This is a genomic window from Streptomyces sp. NBC_00637, from assembly GCF_045161545.1.
Lineage (GTDB): Bacteria > Actinomycetota > Actinomycetes > Streptomycetales > Streptomycetaceae > Streptomyces.
In genome coordinates this window covers 6962829-6977618 of record NZ_CP109046.1, presented here as the reverse complement: position 1 = coordinate 6977618, position 14790 = coordinate 6962829, and the positions used below count along the sequence as shown (strand labels likewise).

Below are 14790 nucleotides of genomic sequence, written 5' to 3'. Positions count from 1 at the left end.
TGCCTTGTCCTGGGTGCGGTGCCAACGGCTCGGAACGGTTGTGTTACCCGCGGTTACTCGGAGCTCCGCGAGCCGACGGCGACGACCGCGCCGACGACGATCACCGCCGGGGGCCTCACCTCCTGGGCGCGGACCGTCTCGGCGACCGTCGCGAGGGTCGCGTCCACGCGTCGCTGCGCTGCCGTCGTGCCCTCCTGGACGAGGGCGACCGGGGTGTCGGGCGACTTGCCGTGGGCGACGAGCGTCTCGGCGATCTTCCCTATCTTGTCGACGCCCATGAGGATCACCAGCGTGCCGGTGAGCTTCGCGAGGGAGGGCCAGTCGACCAGGGAGCGCTCGTCGTCGGGGGCGACATGCCCGCTGACCACGGTGAACTCGTGGGCGACGCCCCGGTGGGTGACCGGGATGCCGGCCGCGCCGGGCACCGAGATCGAGCTGGAGATGCCCGGCACGACGGTGCAAGGGATGCCGGCCTCGGCGAGCGCCTGGAGTTCCTCCATGCCACGGCCGAAGACATACGGGTCGCCGCCCTTGAGACGGACGACCGACTTGCCGAGCTTGGCGTGCTCGATCAGCGCTGCGTTGATGGCCTCCTGGGCCATGTACCGGCCGTAGGGGATCTTCGCGGCGTCGATCACTTCGACGTGCGGCGGGAGTTCGGCGAGCAGGTCGCGCGGGCCGAGCCGGTCGGCGATGACGACGTCCGCCTCGGCCAGGAGCCGGCGCCCGCGGACGGTGATCAGGTCCGGGTCGCCGGGACCGCCGCCGACCAGCGCGACGCCGGGGGTCCGGGTGCGGTGGTGGGGGGCGACGAGGGTGCCGTCGCGGAGCCCCTCGACGACCGCGTCGCGGATGGCGGCGGTGCGGCGCGGGTCGCGGCCGCGGGCGTCGGTGGTGAGCACGGCGACCGTCACCCCCTCGCTGTGGCCGGTCGCCGGGGTCCAGGCGGTCGCGGCGTCGGCGTCGTCGGAGCGGACGCACCAGACGCGGTGCGCCTCGGCTTCGGCGGAGGCCCGGCCGTTCGCCTCGGAGTCGCTCGTGGCGATGAGGGCGTACCAGGCATCGGCGAGGTCGCCGTCGGCGTACGGGCGCTTCGACCAGGTGATCTCGCCCGCGTCCGCCATCGCCTCCACCGAGGGCGTCGCCCCGGGGGACACGAGGTGGACGTCGGCGCCCGCCGCGATCAGCGCGGGAAGACGGCGCTGGGCGACCTGGCCGCCGCCGAGGACGACGACCCTGCGGCCGGCGAGACGGAGGCCTACGGGGTAGGCGGGGTGTTCGGCCATGAGCGTGCGGCTCCTCGTACGGGCAGAGAGCAGAGGGTGGGCGCTGCGGCTCTGGAGCGGCCCTGACGTGCGCATTTTAGAGGTGGCTTCAGCATGCGGCGGGGCCGGGGGCAGCACAAGCGCATGCCCCCGGGCCCAGCGGGCGGGGCCTACTTCTCGGTGACCCCCGCCGAATCGAACGTCGCCACCTCGTGCATCGCCCGGGCCGTGCTCTGCACCAGCGGCAGGGCGAGCAGGGCGCCCGTTCCCTCGCCGAGGCGCAGGTCGAGGTCGACCAGGGGACGCAGGCCCAGCTTGTTCAGTGCGGCCACATGACCCGGCTCGGCGCTGCGGTGGCCCGCGATGCAGGCCGCGAGGACCTCGGGGGCGATGGCACGGGCTACCAGGGCGGCGGCGCCGGCGCTGACGCCGTCCAGGATCACCGGCGTACGCAGGGAGGCGCCGCCGAGGAGGAGGCCGACCATCGCCGCGTGTTCGAATCCGCCGATCGCGGCCAGGACGCCGATGGGGTCCGCCGGGTCCGGCTGGTGGACCTCCAGTGCGCGGCGGACGACCTCGGTCTTGCGGGCCAGGGTCTCGTCGTTGATACCCGTGCCGCGGCCGGTGACCTCGGCCGGATCGGCGCCGGTGAAGACCGAGATGAGGGCGGCGGAGGCCGTGGTGTTCGCGATGCCCATCTCGCCCGTGAGCAGCGCCTTGTTGCCGGCGGCGACCAGGTCGCGGGCGGTCTCGATGCCGACCTCGATGGCCTGCTTGGCCTCCTCGCGGCTCATCGCGGGGCCGGTGGTCATGTCGGACGTGCCCGCGCGGATCTTGCGGGGCAGCAGACCGGGGGTCGCGGGCAGGTCGGCGGCGACGCCCACGTCCACCACGCAGACCTCGGCACCCACCTGGGTCGCGAAGGCGTTGCAGACCGCTCCGCCGCCGAGGAAGTTGGCGACCATCTGGGCCGTCACCTCCTGCGGCCAGGGGGTGACCCCCTGCGCGTGCACCCCGTGGTCGCCGGCGAAGATCGCCACGGCCGCGGGCTCCGGGATCGGCGGCGGGCACTGCCGGGACAGGCCGGACAGCTGCGCGGAGATGATCTCCAGCATGCCGAGCGCCCCGGCCGGCTTCGTCATCCGCTTCTGCCGCTCCCAGGCCTCGCCGAGCGCCTTGGCGTCGAGCGGGCGGACGCTGGCGACCGTCTCGGCGAGCAGGTCGTGCGGGTCCTCGCCGGGAAGCGCGCGACGGCCGTACGTCTCCTCGTGGACGACCCACGACAGCGGACGCCGCTTGGCCCAGCCGGCCTGCATCAGCTCGGGTTCGTCCGGGAACTCGTCGACGTAGCCCACGCACAGGTACGCGACCACTTCGAGGTGCTCGGGCAGGCCCAGCGCGCGGACCATCTCGCGCTCGTCGAAGAAGCTGACCCAGCCGACGCCCAACCCCTCGGCGCGGGCGGCGAGCCAGAGGTTCTCGACCGCGAGCGCGGAGGAGTACGGCGCCATCTGCGGCTGGGTGTGCCGACCGAGGGTGTGGCGGCCGCCGCGGGTCGGGTCCGCGGTCACGACGATGTTCACCGGGGTGTCGAGGATGGCCTCGATCTTCAGTTCCTTGAACTGCTTAGCCCGGCCCTTCGGCAGCGACTTCGCGTACGCGTCACGCTGACGGGTCGCCAGCTCGTGCATCGCGCGCCGGGTGTCGGAGGAGCGGATGACGACGAAGTCCCAGGGCTGCGAGTGGCCGACGGAGGGCGCGGTGTGGGCAGCCTCCAGGACGCGCAGCAGCACCTCGTGCGGGATCGGGTCGGCGCGGAACCCGTTGCGGATGTCCCGGCGTTCCCGCATGACCTTCAGGACGGCCTCGCGCTCGGCGTCGTCGTACGCGGGCGCGGCGGGGCCGGTGGACTCACGGACTTCTTCCACTGGGGCCGGGCTCTCTTCCTGGTCGGCGGCCCTGGTTTCCAGGTCCTCCGGGCTCTGTGCGACATCGGGGTCGATGCCGGTCTCGGGCTCCGCGTCCGGGGTCGCCGGGGCGGGAGCGGGGTCGGCGCCACGGGGGGCGGGGACCGGGACCACGGGAACGGCGGGGCCCGCCTCGGCGGCCCGCACCGGTGCCGCCGCCGCGTGGGCGGCCTGCTCCTCCGTGGGGAGCACGAGGGGGTGCGGCGGGGTCGGGGCGAGGTGCGGGGTGGTGGGCACCATGCCGTCGACCGGCACGAACCGGCCCAGGGGCTGGTCCGCCGCGGGCTGGTCCGACGACGCCGACCCGTCGCCGTCCGGCTGCTCCGCCAGCCGCTGCTCCTGCTCCTGCTCCTGCTGGGGAGCCAGGGGGGCAGCGGGGAGGAAGACGGGGGCGGTCGGCGGCTGCTGGACGGGCTGGGGGGTGACGGTGGCGTCCGGGGCGATCGCGGCGGGGACGGGCTCGGACTCGGAGGCGGGCACGGGAGGTGCCTCGATCGGCGACTCCGCCGTCCGCGGTTCCGGCTGCGGTTCCGACGCGGCCTCCGGCTCCGCGAGGGTCGCGGCGGCGGGGACGGGCTCCGGCGCATCGGCCAGGTTTTCCGCCTCTGCCTCGACGGCGGTCACGGCTACCGCTTCGGCTTCGGGGGCGGCCTCGGGCTCCGGCTGCGGGGCCGGCTGCGGGGCTGTCTCGGGGGCCGCCTGGGGAGCAGGTGCTTCCGGGATGTGGGACACGGGTGCCGCGATGTCGGCGGTCGGGGCGGGGGTCTCGTCCGGGGCCTCCGCCTCCGAGCGCGACTCCGGTTCCGGTGTCGGCTGGACGTCCTGCGCCGGCTCGACCGTCTGCTCCGGAGCGGGCGCGGGCTCCTCCTGCGGGGCGATCGGCTCGGCGGCGGCCGCTGCGGCGACCTCGGCGGACGCCACGAAGGCGTCGACGAGCAGCATGGGTTCGGGAGCGGAGGCGGGCGCGGGGGATGCCTCGGGCGCAGGGGCCTCGGCCACGGGGCCGGCTGCCTCGGGGGCGGCCGGCTCGGGAGCGGATGCCGCCGGCTCGGGCAGGTCGGGGTTCACGTTCGCCACGGGCTCGGGGGCCTCGGCGACCGCGGGGGCAGGGGCGTGCTCGGCAGGGGTGGGCTCGAGGATCACGACGGGATCCGGCACGGAGGGCGCGGCGGCGCCGGGTGCGGGGACGGGCTCGGCGACCGGGGCACCCTCAGCCGTGGGCGCCTCGTAGGCCTGGGCCGACGGGTCACCGAGGTCGGCGTGCGTCTGCTCGGGCGCTGGGGACTCGTGGGGCTCCTGCTCCGGAAGCGCCTCGGCCGGGCTCGCCTGCCCGACCTCGACCGCCTCGGCGGCGGCCTCCGGGACCTCTGCGGTCTCCGCGGCCTCCTCAACGGAGTTCGCCTCAAGGGCCTCCGCCGCCTCCGCCGACTCGGCGGGCTCTGCCGTCTCGACAAGCTCTGTCGTCTCGGCCGGCTCCGCAGCCTCGGCCACGGCCGGCTCGACGGGCTCGGCCGGTTCGATGGGCGGGGCGTCTTCGGCGGCGACGTGCGGCTGCTCCGCATACGGGGGCTCGGGGCTCTGCGCGGCTTCCGGTGCCTGCTCCGCTTGCGGCGAGGTATCGGCGGTCGCTACGGCGCCGCCGTCCACGGGCCCGTCGTCTCCGGGGAGGGGAAGATCGGCCGCGTGCTGTCCGGCCTCCGCGAGCGCGACGGCGGGTGCCTGTTCCGCCTCCGCCATCATCGCGGCGCCGAACAGCTCACCGGGGTCGACGACCCCGTAGGCCCCGGACGCCTGCGCGGGGACCTCGGCGCCACCGCCGACGGTCTCGGTTCCCTGGGGCTCCTGGGGCTCCTGGGTTTCCTGGAACTCGGGGGTCTCCTGGGTCTCCTGCGGGGTGGTCGCGGCGATCGCCTCGGTCGCGACCCGGGCCACGACGGCCTGGGCCACGCCGACCGGCTCGCGCCGCTGCGCCGCCGCGGCCGTCGCCGGAGCAACCGTTTCCGCAGTCGTCACCCCGTGCGCGACCGGCGGCTGCGCGGCGCCCCAGGGCGAGGCTCCCTGCGGGGGCATCTCGCGCAGGTGCGGGACGTCGAGGTACTCGGGGCCGGACGCGGCCGGGCCGGGCTGCCGTACCGGCGCGCCCGCGGGACCGCGGTCGGCGAGGGAACGGACCGGGCTCGCGGAGGCGTCGGGGATCGGCGGGCCGAGATGCAGGGGGCGGCGCGGAGCCGCCTGGGGCGTCGACGGGCCCGGGAGGCGGACGGCGCTGAGGTCGACCGAACCGCTGTCGCGGCCGGCCGTCTCGTGCGGGCCCGGCTCGTGCACCGTCTCGACCACCGGCTCCGGCGGGGGCGGTGCCACCTCGTTGCCCCACGCACTCTGGGCACCCGGCAGCAGCAACAGGTCTTCGTCCTCGGCGGTGCTTTCGGAGAGGTAGGTGTACGCACCGTGCGCGGAGGCGCCCGGCTGTTCCACCATGCCTGCGTTCTCCGGCAGCCCCTCGCCCGGGACCTGGCCGGTGTCGGTCATGCGTACCCCTCGCCCATCGGTTAGTGCTTCTACGTCCAGCTCACCCGGAGCGGCGCACCGACCGCCCCGTAGTGAAGAACGAGCGTCCGTGCCCAGCGGCACGAACGACCCGCCCGAAAAAGCGACAAAGCCATTCAGTGGCATTGTCCCGGCCGTAGTCGCGTCGCGACAGGTTGATCCGCGACGCCCCGCTGTGGACTGCGCCACGTTGCGCGCCCTCCGGTTCTGCCGTACCACACCCACCCCAAAAGGGATGTGTTTTCCGGACATTGACCGACGAAGTGCCGGGCGACCGGAAGCGGTACGACGATCGGCCAGCCTACCGCGCGCGGTACGACAACAGGATCACGGGGAGGACGCGCCGGGTCACGAGCGGCGGCCGCGAGGGCTCCGGCCCTTACGTGTCCGGCACTCGTCCCTCACGCGTCCCTCACCTGTCCGTCGGCCTCAACGGGGCGACGCGCGCCGCACGATCTCTCCGGTGAGGAGGAACGCGACGCTCCGTTCCCGTTCCGTCCAGGCCCGCGTGTCGAGTTCGACGGACTGGACGAGGGAGCATTCGACGCGGTAGCCGTGCTCGGACAGGTCACGGCCCACGAGTTCGGCGGCGTCGCGGGTCCCGGCGTGGGTGACGATGCGCTGCGGGCGCCGGTCGGCGACGGCCGAGACCACGGCCGCTCCCCCGCCGCCGACCCGTACGACATCGGGTTCGGGCATGTTCTCCAGGACGTGCGGGGCGGTGCCGTGGACGATCTGGAGCTGGACGCCGTGGCGGCGCGCCGAGCCGTCGGTGCGGGCGCACGCGTCGAGGTCCCGGTCGACGGCGATGACGGCGGCGCCCGCCCGCGCCGCCTCGGTCGCGAAGGCGCCGCTGCCGCAGCCGATGTCCCAGACGAGGTCGCCGACGCGCGGGCCGAGCCGGGCGAGTTGGGCGGCGCGCAGCAGCTCGGCCTCGCCCTCGCCGAGTCCGCCGCCGTACGTCTCGGCGGGCAGGGCCCAGCCGCGCGGTCCGCTGCCCGGGTCGCGGCCGGCGATCCAGCCGCTCTCCCCGGAGACGACCGGTCCGGTGGGGCCGCCGATGACGATGACCACGTTGGGGTCACGCCAGGTGTGGTCGGCGGCCTTGTCGGAGGTGAGGACACTGACCTGCTCGCGGGCCGTGCCGAGTTCCTCGCAGACGACGAACGTGCGGTGCACGCCCTCCATGAGCAGGCCGAGTTCGGCGGGACCGGCGCCCGGGGAGGTCAGGACGGCGACCTTGGTGTGGGCGCGGCATACGTTCACGGCGCGGCGCAGGGTGCGCCGGTGGGCGACGACCACCTGGGCGTCGTCCCAAGGCATGCCGGCCCGGGCGAAGGCGGCGGCGACGGCGGGGACGGCCGGGACGACCTCGACCTCCAGGCCGAACTCGGGTGCGCGCAAGGTCCGTACGACGCCGAAGAAGCCCGGGTCGCCGTCGGCGAGGACGACCGCGGTGCCGCGATGGCCCGCGATGCGGCGGGCGGCGAGGGAGACGCTGCCGAGCCGGACGCGTTCGGCCGCGGGCGGCACCTCGGGCAGCGCCAGGTGGTGGGGGGCGCCGGCCACCAGCGTGGCGGCACCGAGGGCGGAGCGGGCCGCGGCGGTCAGCGGCGAACCGTCCCATCCGATCACCGTGACGCGGTCGGCCATCGTCGTCAGTCTCCCCCGGGGTTCGCGCAGGTAGCGGGCTCCGTGAGGGTACCTGGTCGGTGGGTCACGGCAAGGAGGACGGCACCGGCGCGGGGGGTCAGTTCCAGTCGGTGTACGAGGTGAAACCGCCGCTCTCCGCGAAGTGCTCGCCGGGTCCCTCGAGGTCTTCCGGGAGGAGGCTCCACACGATGAAGTCGGTGCGCACCTCGTTCCACCTGCCGTCCTCGGCCCGGGCACGCGCTATGCAGGCGCCCCGCAGCACGCCCTCGCTGATACAGCCGATCTTCTGCGCGACCTGCTGGGAGGCGGTGTTGTCGGCGGCCGTGCGCAGTTCGATGCGCTCGAACCCCTGGTCGCGGAGCAGCCATTGGGCGGTGGCCAGCGCCGCCTCGGAGGCGTAGCCCTCGCCGCGCGCCCAGGGCGCGATGATGTACGACAGTTCGGTGGAGCGGACGTGCCAGTTGGTCCTGGTGAGCCGGATGACGCCGACCAGGCGCTGGGTGAGGAACTCGGTGACGGCGAGGTCGAGGCCACGGCCCTCGGTGCGTGCGGCGGGCGCGTACGCGGTGATCCAGCGGCGGGCGGCCGCCTCGTCGTAGGGCTGGGGCACCGCCGTCCAGGCCGTGACCTGCTCGTCGTTCATCATGTCGGCCAGGGCGGGCACGTCGTCCTCGTCGAGGGGACGCAGCACCAACCGCTCCGTGCTGATGGAGATGTTGGGGAAGGTGCTCGTCATGCGCCGCTCCGTAACCTTCGGGACCTCGGTGTGTGACCTGCCGACCCGTCAGGGTCCGCTGAACTGCCCAGCATGCAGCATGTGAGCACGGAACCACACCATGGGGTCCACACCAAGTGATGGAGTGGACCCCGGGCACGCGTGCCGGTCCCCCGGCCGGTCAGGGCGTTCAGAACGAGGCGATGACGGAGCCGTCGTAGGTGTCCTCGATGAACTTCTTGACCTCGGCGGAGGTGAGGAGCTCGGCGAGCTTCTTCACCCGCGGGTCGTTCTCGTCGCCGTCCTTGACGGCGAGGAAGTTGCCGTACGGGTTGTCCGTGGCGGACTCCAGGACGAGGGCGTCCGACGCGGGCTTCAGGTCGGCCTCGATGGCGTAGTTGCCGTTGATGACGGCGGCGTCCACGTCGTCCAGGGAGCGCGGGGTCTGCGCCGCCTCCAGCTCCTTGAACTCGAGCTTCTTCGGGTTCGCGGTGATGTCCGCGGGCGTCGCGTCGTTGCCCACGCCGGCCTTGAGGGTGATCAGCTTGTTCGCGGCGAGCAGCTTCAGGGCGCGGGCCTCGTTGACGCTGTCGTTCGGGACGGCGATCGTCGCGCCGGTCTTCAGCGCGTCGGCGCTCTTGACCTTGTGGGAGTAGAGGCCGAGCGGCTCCAGGTGGACCGTGACGACCGGCACGATGTGGGTGCCGTTCTTCTTGTTGAAGTCGTCGAGGTACGGCTGGTTCTGGAAGTAGTTCGCGTCGACCGAGCCGTCCTCCGTCGCCGTGTTCGGCGTGACGTAGTCGGTGAACTCCTTGACCTCCAGGTCGAGTCCCGCCTTCTTCGCCAGCTTGTCCTTGACGAAGTTCAGGATCTCGGCGTGCGGGGTCGGGCTCGCGGCGACGGTCAGCGGGCCGCTGGTGTCGGAGGCCGCCTCCTTGTCCCCACCGCAGGCGGTGAGCCCCACGGTGAGGGCGCCGACGGCGAGGACTGCGGTGCTGAGCTTTGCGGTGTTACGCACGAAAAGTGCCTTTCCTGAGGGTGTGGCGATCCCGCGTCGGGTGGGGCGGGGAGTGTGTGGGGCCCGGGTGACGCGCTCAGGCGACCTTGCCGATGTCCGCGGCGGCCGGCTCCTTGGCCCTCAGCAGGCGGAGCTTCGGCGCGGGGCCGGTGCCGCCGCGGCGGTGCAGGGAGCGGGCCGCGTAGTCGCCGGCGAACTGGATGAGGGAGATGACGACGGCGAGGATCGCCACCGTGATCCACATCAGCTGGGTCTCGAAGCGCTGGTAGCCGTAGCGGATGGCGATGTCGCCGAGGCCGCCCGCGCCGACCGTGCCGGCCATGGCGGAGTAGCCGATGAGGGCGACGATCGTGGTCGTGGTGCTCGCGATGAGCGAGGGCAACGACTCCGGCACGAGCACTTTGCGCACGATCGTCCAGGTGTTGCCGCCCATCGCCTGCACGGCTTCGACGAGTCCGCCGTCCACCTCGCGGACGGCCGTCTCGACCAGGCGGGCGAAGAAGGGGATGGCCCCGATGGCGAGCGGCACGATCGCGGCCTCGCGGCCGATGGTCGTCCCGGTGATGGTGCGGGTGAAGTTCATCAGCGCGACCATCAGGATGATGAACGGCAGCGAGCGGGCGATGTTCACGACCTGCCCGATCACCTTGTTGGCGACGAGGTTCTGCAACAGGCCGCCCCGGTCGGTCAGGACCAGCAGGACGCCGAGCGGGAGGCCCGCCACGACGGCGATGAGCGTGGACCAGCCGACCATGTAGAGGGTGTCCCCGCACGCCTGGGACAGCAGGGGCTGCATCTCGGACCAGGTCACTTGGCACCGCCCTTCAGCAGCACGGGCTCCTGGGCCACGTGGTCCACGATGTCGATCTGGAGGCCCTGTTCCCGCAGGAAGCCGATCGGCACGACGTTGTCCTCGTAGCGGCCGGGCAGTTCGATGCGCATGCGGCCGACCTGGAGCCCGCCGACGGTGTCGATGGCGGCGCCGAGGATCGAGATGTCGATGTTGTAGATGCGCGACAGCCTGGAGATGACCGGCCGGGTGGCGGCCTCACCGTGGAAGGTCACGTCGATGACCGTGCGGTCCTCGCCGGTGGCGTCGCCGCCGACCGGGAAGAGCGCGCCGGCCAGCTCGGAGCCGGGGGTCCCGAGCAGCTCGGCGACCGTGCCGGATTCGACGATCCGGCCGTTCTCCATCAGCGCGGCGGAGTCGCAGATCGACTTCACCACGTCCATCTCGTGGGTGATGAGCAGGACCGTCAGGCCCAGCTGCCGGTTCAGGTCGCGCAGCAGCTGGAGGATGGAGCGGGTGGTCTCCGGGTCGAGCGCGCTGGTGGCCTCGTCGGAGAGCAGCACCTTGGGGTCGCCGGCGAGGGCGCGGGCGATGCCGACGCGCTGCTTCTGGCCGCCGGAGAGCTGGGCGGGGAAGGACTTCGCCTTGTCGGCGAGACCGACCAGGTCGAGCAGCTCCAGCGCCTTGCGGGAACGTTCCCGCCCCGAGACTCCGAGGATCTCCAGGGGCAGTTCGACGTTGTCCTGCACGGTCCGTGAGGACAGCAGGTTGAAGTGCTGGAAGACCATGCCGATCCGGCTGCGCGCCTCGCGCAGCTCCTTGCCGGCCCGGGGGCCGCGCCCGGCGAGCGCGGTGAGGTCCTGCCCGGCCACGGTGACCGTGCCGGAGGTGGGACGTTCCAGGAGGTTGACGCAGCGGATGAGCGAGGACTTGCCGGCGCCGGACTGGCCGATGACGCCGTACACCTCGCCTTCGCGGACGTGGAGATCGACGCCGTCGAGGGCGGTGACCTCACGGCCGCGCGAGCGGTAGACCTTGGTCAGGCCCGTGGTGGTGATCACGTGGATTTCCGTCACTGTCGAGTGCGCGGGCGTGGGTGTGCCCGGGCGCACGGGTGCAGGCTGTCAGGGACGCGACACGGTTCTCGCTGTGGCGGGGAACCGGGAGAAACATGTGCGCGGGGCGCGGCTTACGTCATGTGCGGCGGACTTGCGGCGCACGGACATGCCACGGCGTCTCGCTTCGGGGCGCGAGCTCGGGAGTGGTGCGGGGGCCCTCTAGAAGGCGCACATTCGACACATACAACGAGCACCGGGCGTCATGCTCGCCTCGGTCGCAAGGGTGCGGCTGCTCGTCGTGGTCATGAGCATCAGTAAAGCAGACGTACGGTCCTGACCAAGACTCCGCTGTCCGCATGCCGGACAGCCGTGGACGGTGCACGGGTCCGCCCCGGCCGTGTCCGACGCTTTGCCCTCCCTCGCCGCTGACCAGCACCGAAAGGGCGGAACGCCCTTCGCGGCGTGGCCCGCGGCGCGCTCGCCGTCCGCCGGGCTGTGGCCAACGCCACGGTCCCCGGACGGCGGGGCCGGCGGCGGAGGAGGACGGTCCGGACCGCGCCGCCGGGGCGCGGGGGCCGAGCGCGGGACGCCTGATACGCCGTAATAAGGTCACTGCATGCTTGATGCCCTGACGCTGGCGACCGGCGTCGCCGCGTTGCTGCTCGCCGCCTGGTGCGGCTGGGCCGCCTACCGTGACCAGCCGACGAAGGACTGGCATTTCATCGGGATGGCCGTGGTCTCCCTGCTGGCCGTGGTCCAGCTGGTGGTCGGGATCATCCAGCTGGCGCGCGGCGAGAAGCCGGAGCAGGGCACGACGATCTTCGTGGCGTATCTGCTCGGCGCGGTCGCGTGCGTTCCGGCGGTGGGGCTGATGTCGCTGTCCGAGCGGACCCGCTGGGGTTCGGTGACGGCCGCCGCGGGCGCTGTGGTGCTCGCCGTCCTCGAAGTGCGGCTCTATGACATCTGGGGAGGCTGAGATGGCGGCGGTGGACGGCAAGCCGGACCGGCTCATCAGCGGGCCCGGGCTGCTCCTGGTGTGGTTCTACGGCGTGATGGTGGTCGGTGCGGTGTCGCGGTCGGCGTACCAGATCGCGACCGAGTTCGACCGCGCGCCGCTGGCGTACACGCTCTCGGCGGTGGCGGGTGTGGTGTACGGGTTCATCACGTACTCGCTGGTACGGGGCGGCGAGACCGCGCGCAGGGCGGCGCAGGTGTGCTGCGCCGCCGAGCTGGCGGGGGTGCTGATCGTGGGCACCTGGACCCTGCTCGAACCGTCGGCCTTCCCGGACTCCACCGTGTGGTCGAAGTACGGGATGGGGTACGTGTTCATCCCCGTGCTGCTGCCGCTGTCGGCCCTGTACTGGCTGCGGAAGTCCCGTACGGCTACGCGGTAGCCGCGTACTCTCCCGCCTGCTTCTCCAGGACGATCATCAGCACACCGTCCGTGCCCTGGGAGGTGCCGACGGTCTCGTAGCCGACCCGGCGGTAGAGGCGGAGGTTGCCCTCGCTGCGGTGGCCGGTGAAGAGGCGGAACCTCTTCGCGCCGCGCTCCTCGGCCAGCGCCGCCTCGGCCGCGCGCAGCAGCCGCGCGCCGATGCCGTGACCCTGCAGGCGCGGGTGGACGCAGAGCTTGCCGATGGCGGCGGCGCCGTCCCCGGTGAGGCTGCCTCGTACGGAGCCGACCACCTCGTCGCCCAGGCGGGCCACGAAGACGCAGTCGTCGGCGAGTTCCTGCCGGACCGAGTCGAGGCTCTGGACGAGCGGGGCGATGCGGTAGTTGGCGTACAGCGCGGCTTCGCTCTGGAAGCACAGGTACTGCAATCTGAAGATCTGCTCGGCGTCCTGTTCGGTCGCCTCCGAGATGGTCACGCTCATGCCCATGTGCGCACGCCTCCCGCTCACCTGATCGCCTGTGGTCCCTCACTCCTATCCCCGTGCTTCGCGGGCCGCAACCTCCGGTGCCAGCAAACGCCGAAGACATCCCAGACATCTGGAACGTTCCGGTCCGAGACTGCCTTGTGAGATACCCAACTCGCCCGCGATCTCGCGGTAGGTGAGGTCCCGGGGCGAGAGAAGCGCCTGGAGGAGACGGGAGCAACGGCCGGGCAGGCGGTGCACCGCCTCGCGCACGGCGCGGTGCCGGGCGGCGGCGAGGGCGAGCTGCTCGGGGCCGAGGTCGAGGTCGTCGGCGGGGTCGCTCTCGTAGGGCAGCTCGCGGCGGATCGTACGACGGGTGCGGCGGACCTCGGCGCGGACGGCCCTGCGCAGCCAGCCCTGAGGGTCGGGGGGAGGGCCGTCGGTGGCGAGGTGCTCGAGCAGGCGGAGCCAGACCGCCTGTTCCAGGTCGCCGGGTTCGGTCCCGGTGGCATGGGCCTCGGCGGAGGCCTCCGCGGTGAGGAGCGGGCTCAGGGCGGCGAGCAGGTCGTGCGTCATATGCCACACGATGCGGCCGCCCGGACGGCTGGTTGCCCGGGCGGCCGACTGTCACTCCAACGGGGACTCAGCCGTTGACGAAGTCCGCGCGGGCCAGCAGACCCGTGTCCGGGTTGTCCGTGAAGACACCGTCGATGCCGGTCGCGAAGTAGGTGCGGAACGCGCCGAAGGAATCGCCGTAGGCGTCCGCGTCCGTGCCCTTGCGGAAGCTCGTGGGCAGGAAGGGGTTCTCGTTGCGCATGGTGTACGGGTGCAGCACCAGGCCGACCGCGTGGGCGTCCTTCACCAGCGTGGTCGGCGTGGTGAGGTTGCCGGCGGCGTCCTTCGGGATCACCAGGTCGAGAGTCGGGCCGATGCCCTGGGCGTAACCCGCGATCTCCCGGAGGCCCGCCCGCGTGACCAGGTCGGCCACCGTGCGCGGGTCGCCCGCCTCGACGAAGTCCCAGGGGCGCGAGGTCGCGCCGGACAGCAGCACCACGAGGGGGTTGTCGACCAGCTTGTTCAGGCGCTGGATGCTCGTCGGCTCGAAGGACTGCACGATGACCGGCGAGTTCTTGCGGTCCTTGCCGTGCTTGTGGAGCAGCTTGGCGACCCGCTCCTCCAGGCCCAGGCCCAGCTTGCGGAAGTAGGTGGGGTGCTTGGTCTCGGGGTAGATCCAGACCTGCTTGCCGCGCTTGCGGGTCTGCTCGTCCTGCCACTTCAGGACTTCCTCGAAGGTGGGGATCTCCCAGCGGCCGTCGTAGAGCGTGTTGTGCGGACGGTTGGCCGGGATGCGCTCGACGGCGCGCAGGGTCTTCAGCTCGGCGAGGGTGAAGTCCTCGGTGAACCAGCCGGTCGTGGAGACCCCGTCCAGGACTTTCGTGGTCTTGCGACCCGCGAACTCCGGATGGTCGGCGACGTCCGTGGTGCCGCCGATCTCCGGCTCGTGACGGCACACCAGGTGACCGTCCCTGGTGGGGACGAGGTCGCCCGCCTCGACGATGTCGGCGCCCAGGTCGAGGGCCAGCTGGTACGAGCCGAAGGTGTGCTCCGGCCGGTAGCCGCTGGCGCCGCGGTGTCCGATGATCGTCGGCACGGGCAGGCCCTTCAGTCCCTTGCCGGAGCGGGACGAGTCGGCGGCTCTCGCCGTGCCCGACAGACCGAGGACCGTTCCGGTCGCACCGAGCACGGCGGCGCCGAGCAGCGCCCGCCGTCCGGTTCCGCCCGCGCCCGTCTGCTGGTTCGAGTCCTGTGTGCCCTGTGTGCCCTGCGTTCCCATGAGGGACCTCCTGCGGTCGGCTCGTCCGTGCGGGCCGATCGTAGGGGCGTGGACATGACCGCCGGGAGACCTCGGCGCCAACACGC

The 14790-nt window shown here is 72.7% G+C and carries 12 protein-coding genes; 2 read left to right on the top strand and 10 right to left on the bottom strand.

From position 1 onward, the window contains the following. Positions 1-53 precede the first annotated feature (53 nt). The 7 genes from cobA to OG440_RS30635 all read right to left on the bottom strand — a co-directional run bounded on the left by cobA (position 54) and on the right by OG440_RS30635 (position 11016). Complete coding sequence (gene cobA, locus OG440_RS30665; RefSeq protein WP_406010006.1) at positions 54-1286, bottom strand: uroporphyrinogen-III C-methyltransferase; 1233 nt, start codon at positions 1284-1286, stop codon at positions 54-56. Between the two features lie 149 nt (positions 1287-1435). Beyond that, on the bottom strand, positions 1436-5761 hold the full coding sequence (gene cobT, locus OG440_RS30660; RefSeq protein WP_406010005.1) for a nicotinate-nucleotide--dimethylbenzimidazole phosphoribosyltransferase: 4326 nt from the start codon (positions 5759-5761) through the stop codon (positions 1436-1438). Positions 5762-6208: 447 nt separating this feature from the next. Further along, complete coding sequence (cbiE, locus tag OG440_RS30655) at positions 6209-7432, bottom strand: precorrin-6y C5,15-methyltransferase (decarboxylating) subunit CbiE (protein ID WP_406010004.1); 1224 nt, start codon at positions 7430-7432, stop codon at positions 6209-6211. A gap of 97 nt (positions 7433-7529) precedes the next feature. After that, entirely contained in the window at positions 7530-8168 is a 639-nt protein-coding gene (locus OG440_RS30650) for a GNAT family N-acetyltransferase (protein WP_406010003.1), read from the bottom strand. A gap of 169 nt (positions 8169-8337) precedes the next feature. After that, the gene (locus tag OG440_RS30645; protein WP_406010002.1) at positions 8338-9165 is read right to left on the bottom strand and encodes a MetQ/NlpA family ABC transporter substrate-binding protein; all 828 of its coding nucleotides are present in this window, start codon (positions 9163-9165) and stop codon (positions 8338-8340) included. A gap of 76 nt (positions 9166-9241) precedes the next feature. Continuing rightward, a complete protein-coding gene (locus OG440_RS30640) occupies positions 9242-9976 on the bottom strand; it encodes a methionine ABC transporter permease (protein ID WP_406010001.1) in 735 nt (244 codons plus the stop codon). Next, a complete protein-coding gene (locus OG440_RS30635) occupies positions 9973-11016 on the bottom strand; it encodes a methionine ABC transporter ATP-binding protein (RefSeq protein WP_406010000.1) in 1044 nt (347 codons plus the stop codon). Before OG440_RS30635 ends, OG440_RS30640 begins: the two co-directional genes overlap by 4 nt. A 613-nt stretch (positions 11017-11629) precedes the next feature. Here OG440_RS30635 and OG440_RS30630 point away from each other — a divergent pair. Beyond that, positions 11630-11989, top strand: a complete 360-nt coding sequence (locus OG440_RS30630) for a hypothetical protein (protein WP_406009999.1) — start codon at positions 11630-11632, stop codon at positions 11987-11989. Position 11990: 1 nt separating this feature from the next. Then, a complete protein-coding gene (locus tag OG440_RS30625) occupies positions 11991-12407 on the top strand; it encodes a hypothetical protein (RefSeq protein ID WP_406009998.1) in 417 nt (138 codons plus the stop codon). Here OG440_RS30625 and OG440_RS30620 read toward each other — a convergent pair. The 3 genes from OG440_RS30620 to OG440_RS30610 form a co-directional block, all read right to left on the bottom strand. After that, entirely contained in the window at positions 12397-12894 is a 498-nt protein-coding gene (locus OG440_RS30620) for a GNAT family N-acetyltransferase (RefSeq protein ID WP_406009997.1), read from the bottom strand. The genes OG440_RS30625 and OG440_RS30620 overlap by 11 nt on opposite strands. A gap of 45 nt (positions 12895-12939) precedes the next feature. Continuing rightward, on the bottom strand, positions 12940-13446 hold the full coding sequence (locus tag OG440_RS30615) for a sigma-70 family RNA polymerase sigma factor (RefSeq protein WP_406009996.1): 507 nt from the start codon (positions 13444-13446) through the stop codon (positions 12940-12942). 67 nt (positions 13447-13513) lie between these two features. Continuing rightward, the gene (locus OG440_RS30610; protein ID WP_406009995.1) at positions 13514-14704 is read right to left on the bottom strand and encodes a glycerophosphodiester phosphodiesterase; all 1191 of its coding nucleotides are present in this window, start codon (positions 14702-14704) and stop codon (positions 13514-13516) included. Positions 14705-14790: the final 86 nt, after the last annotated feature.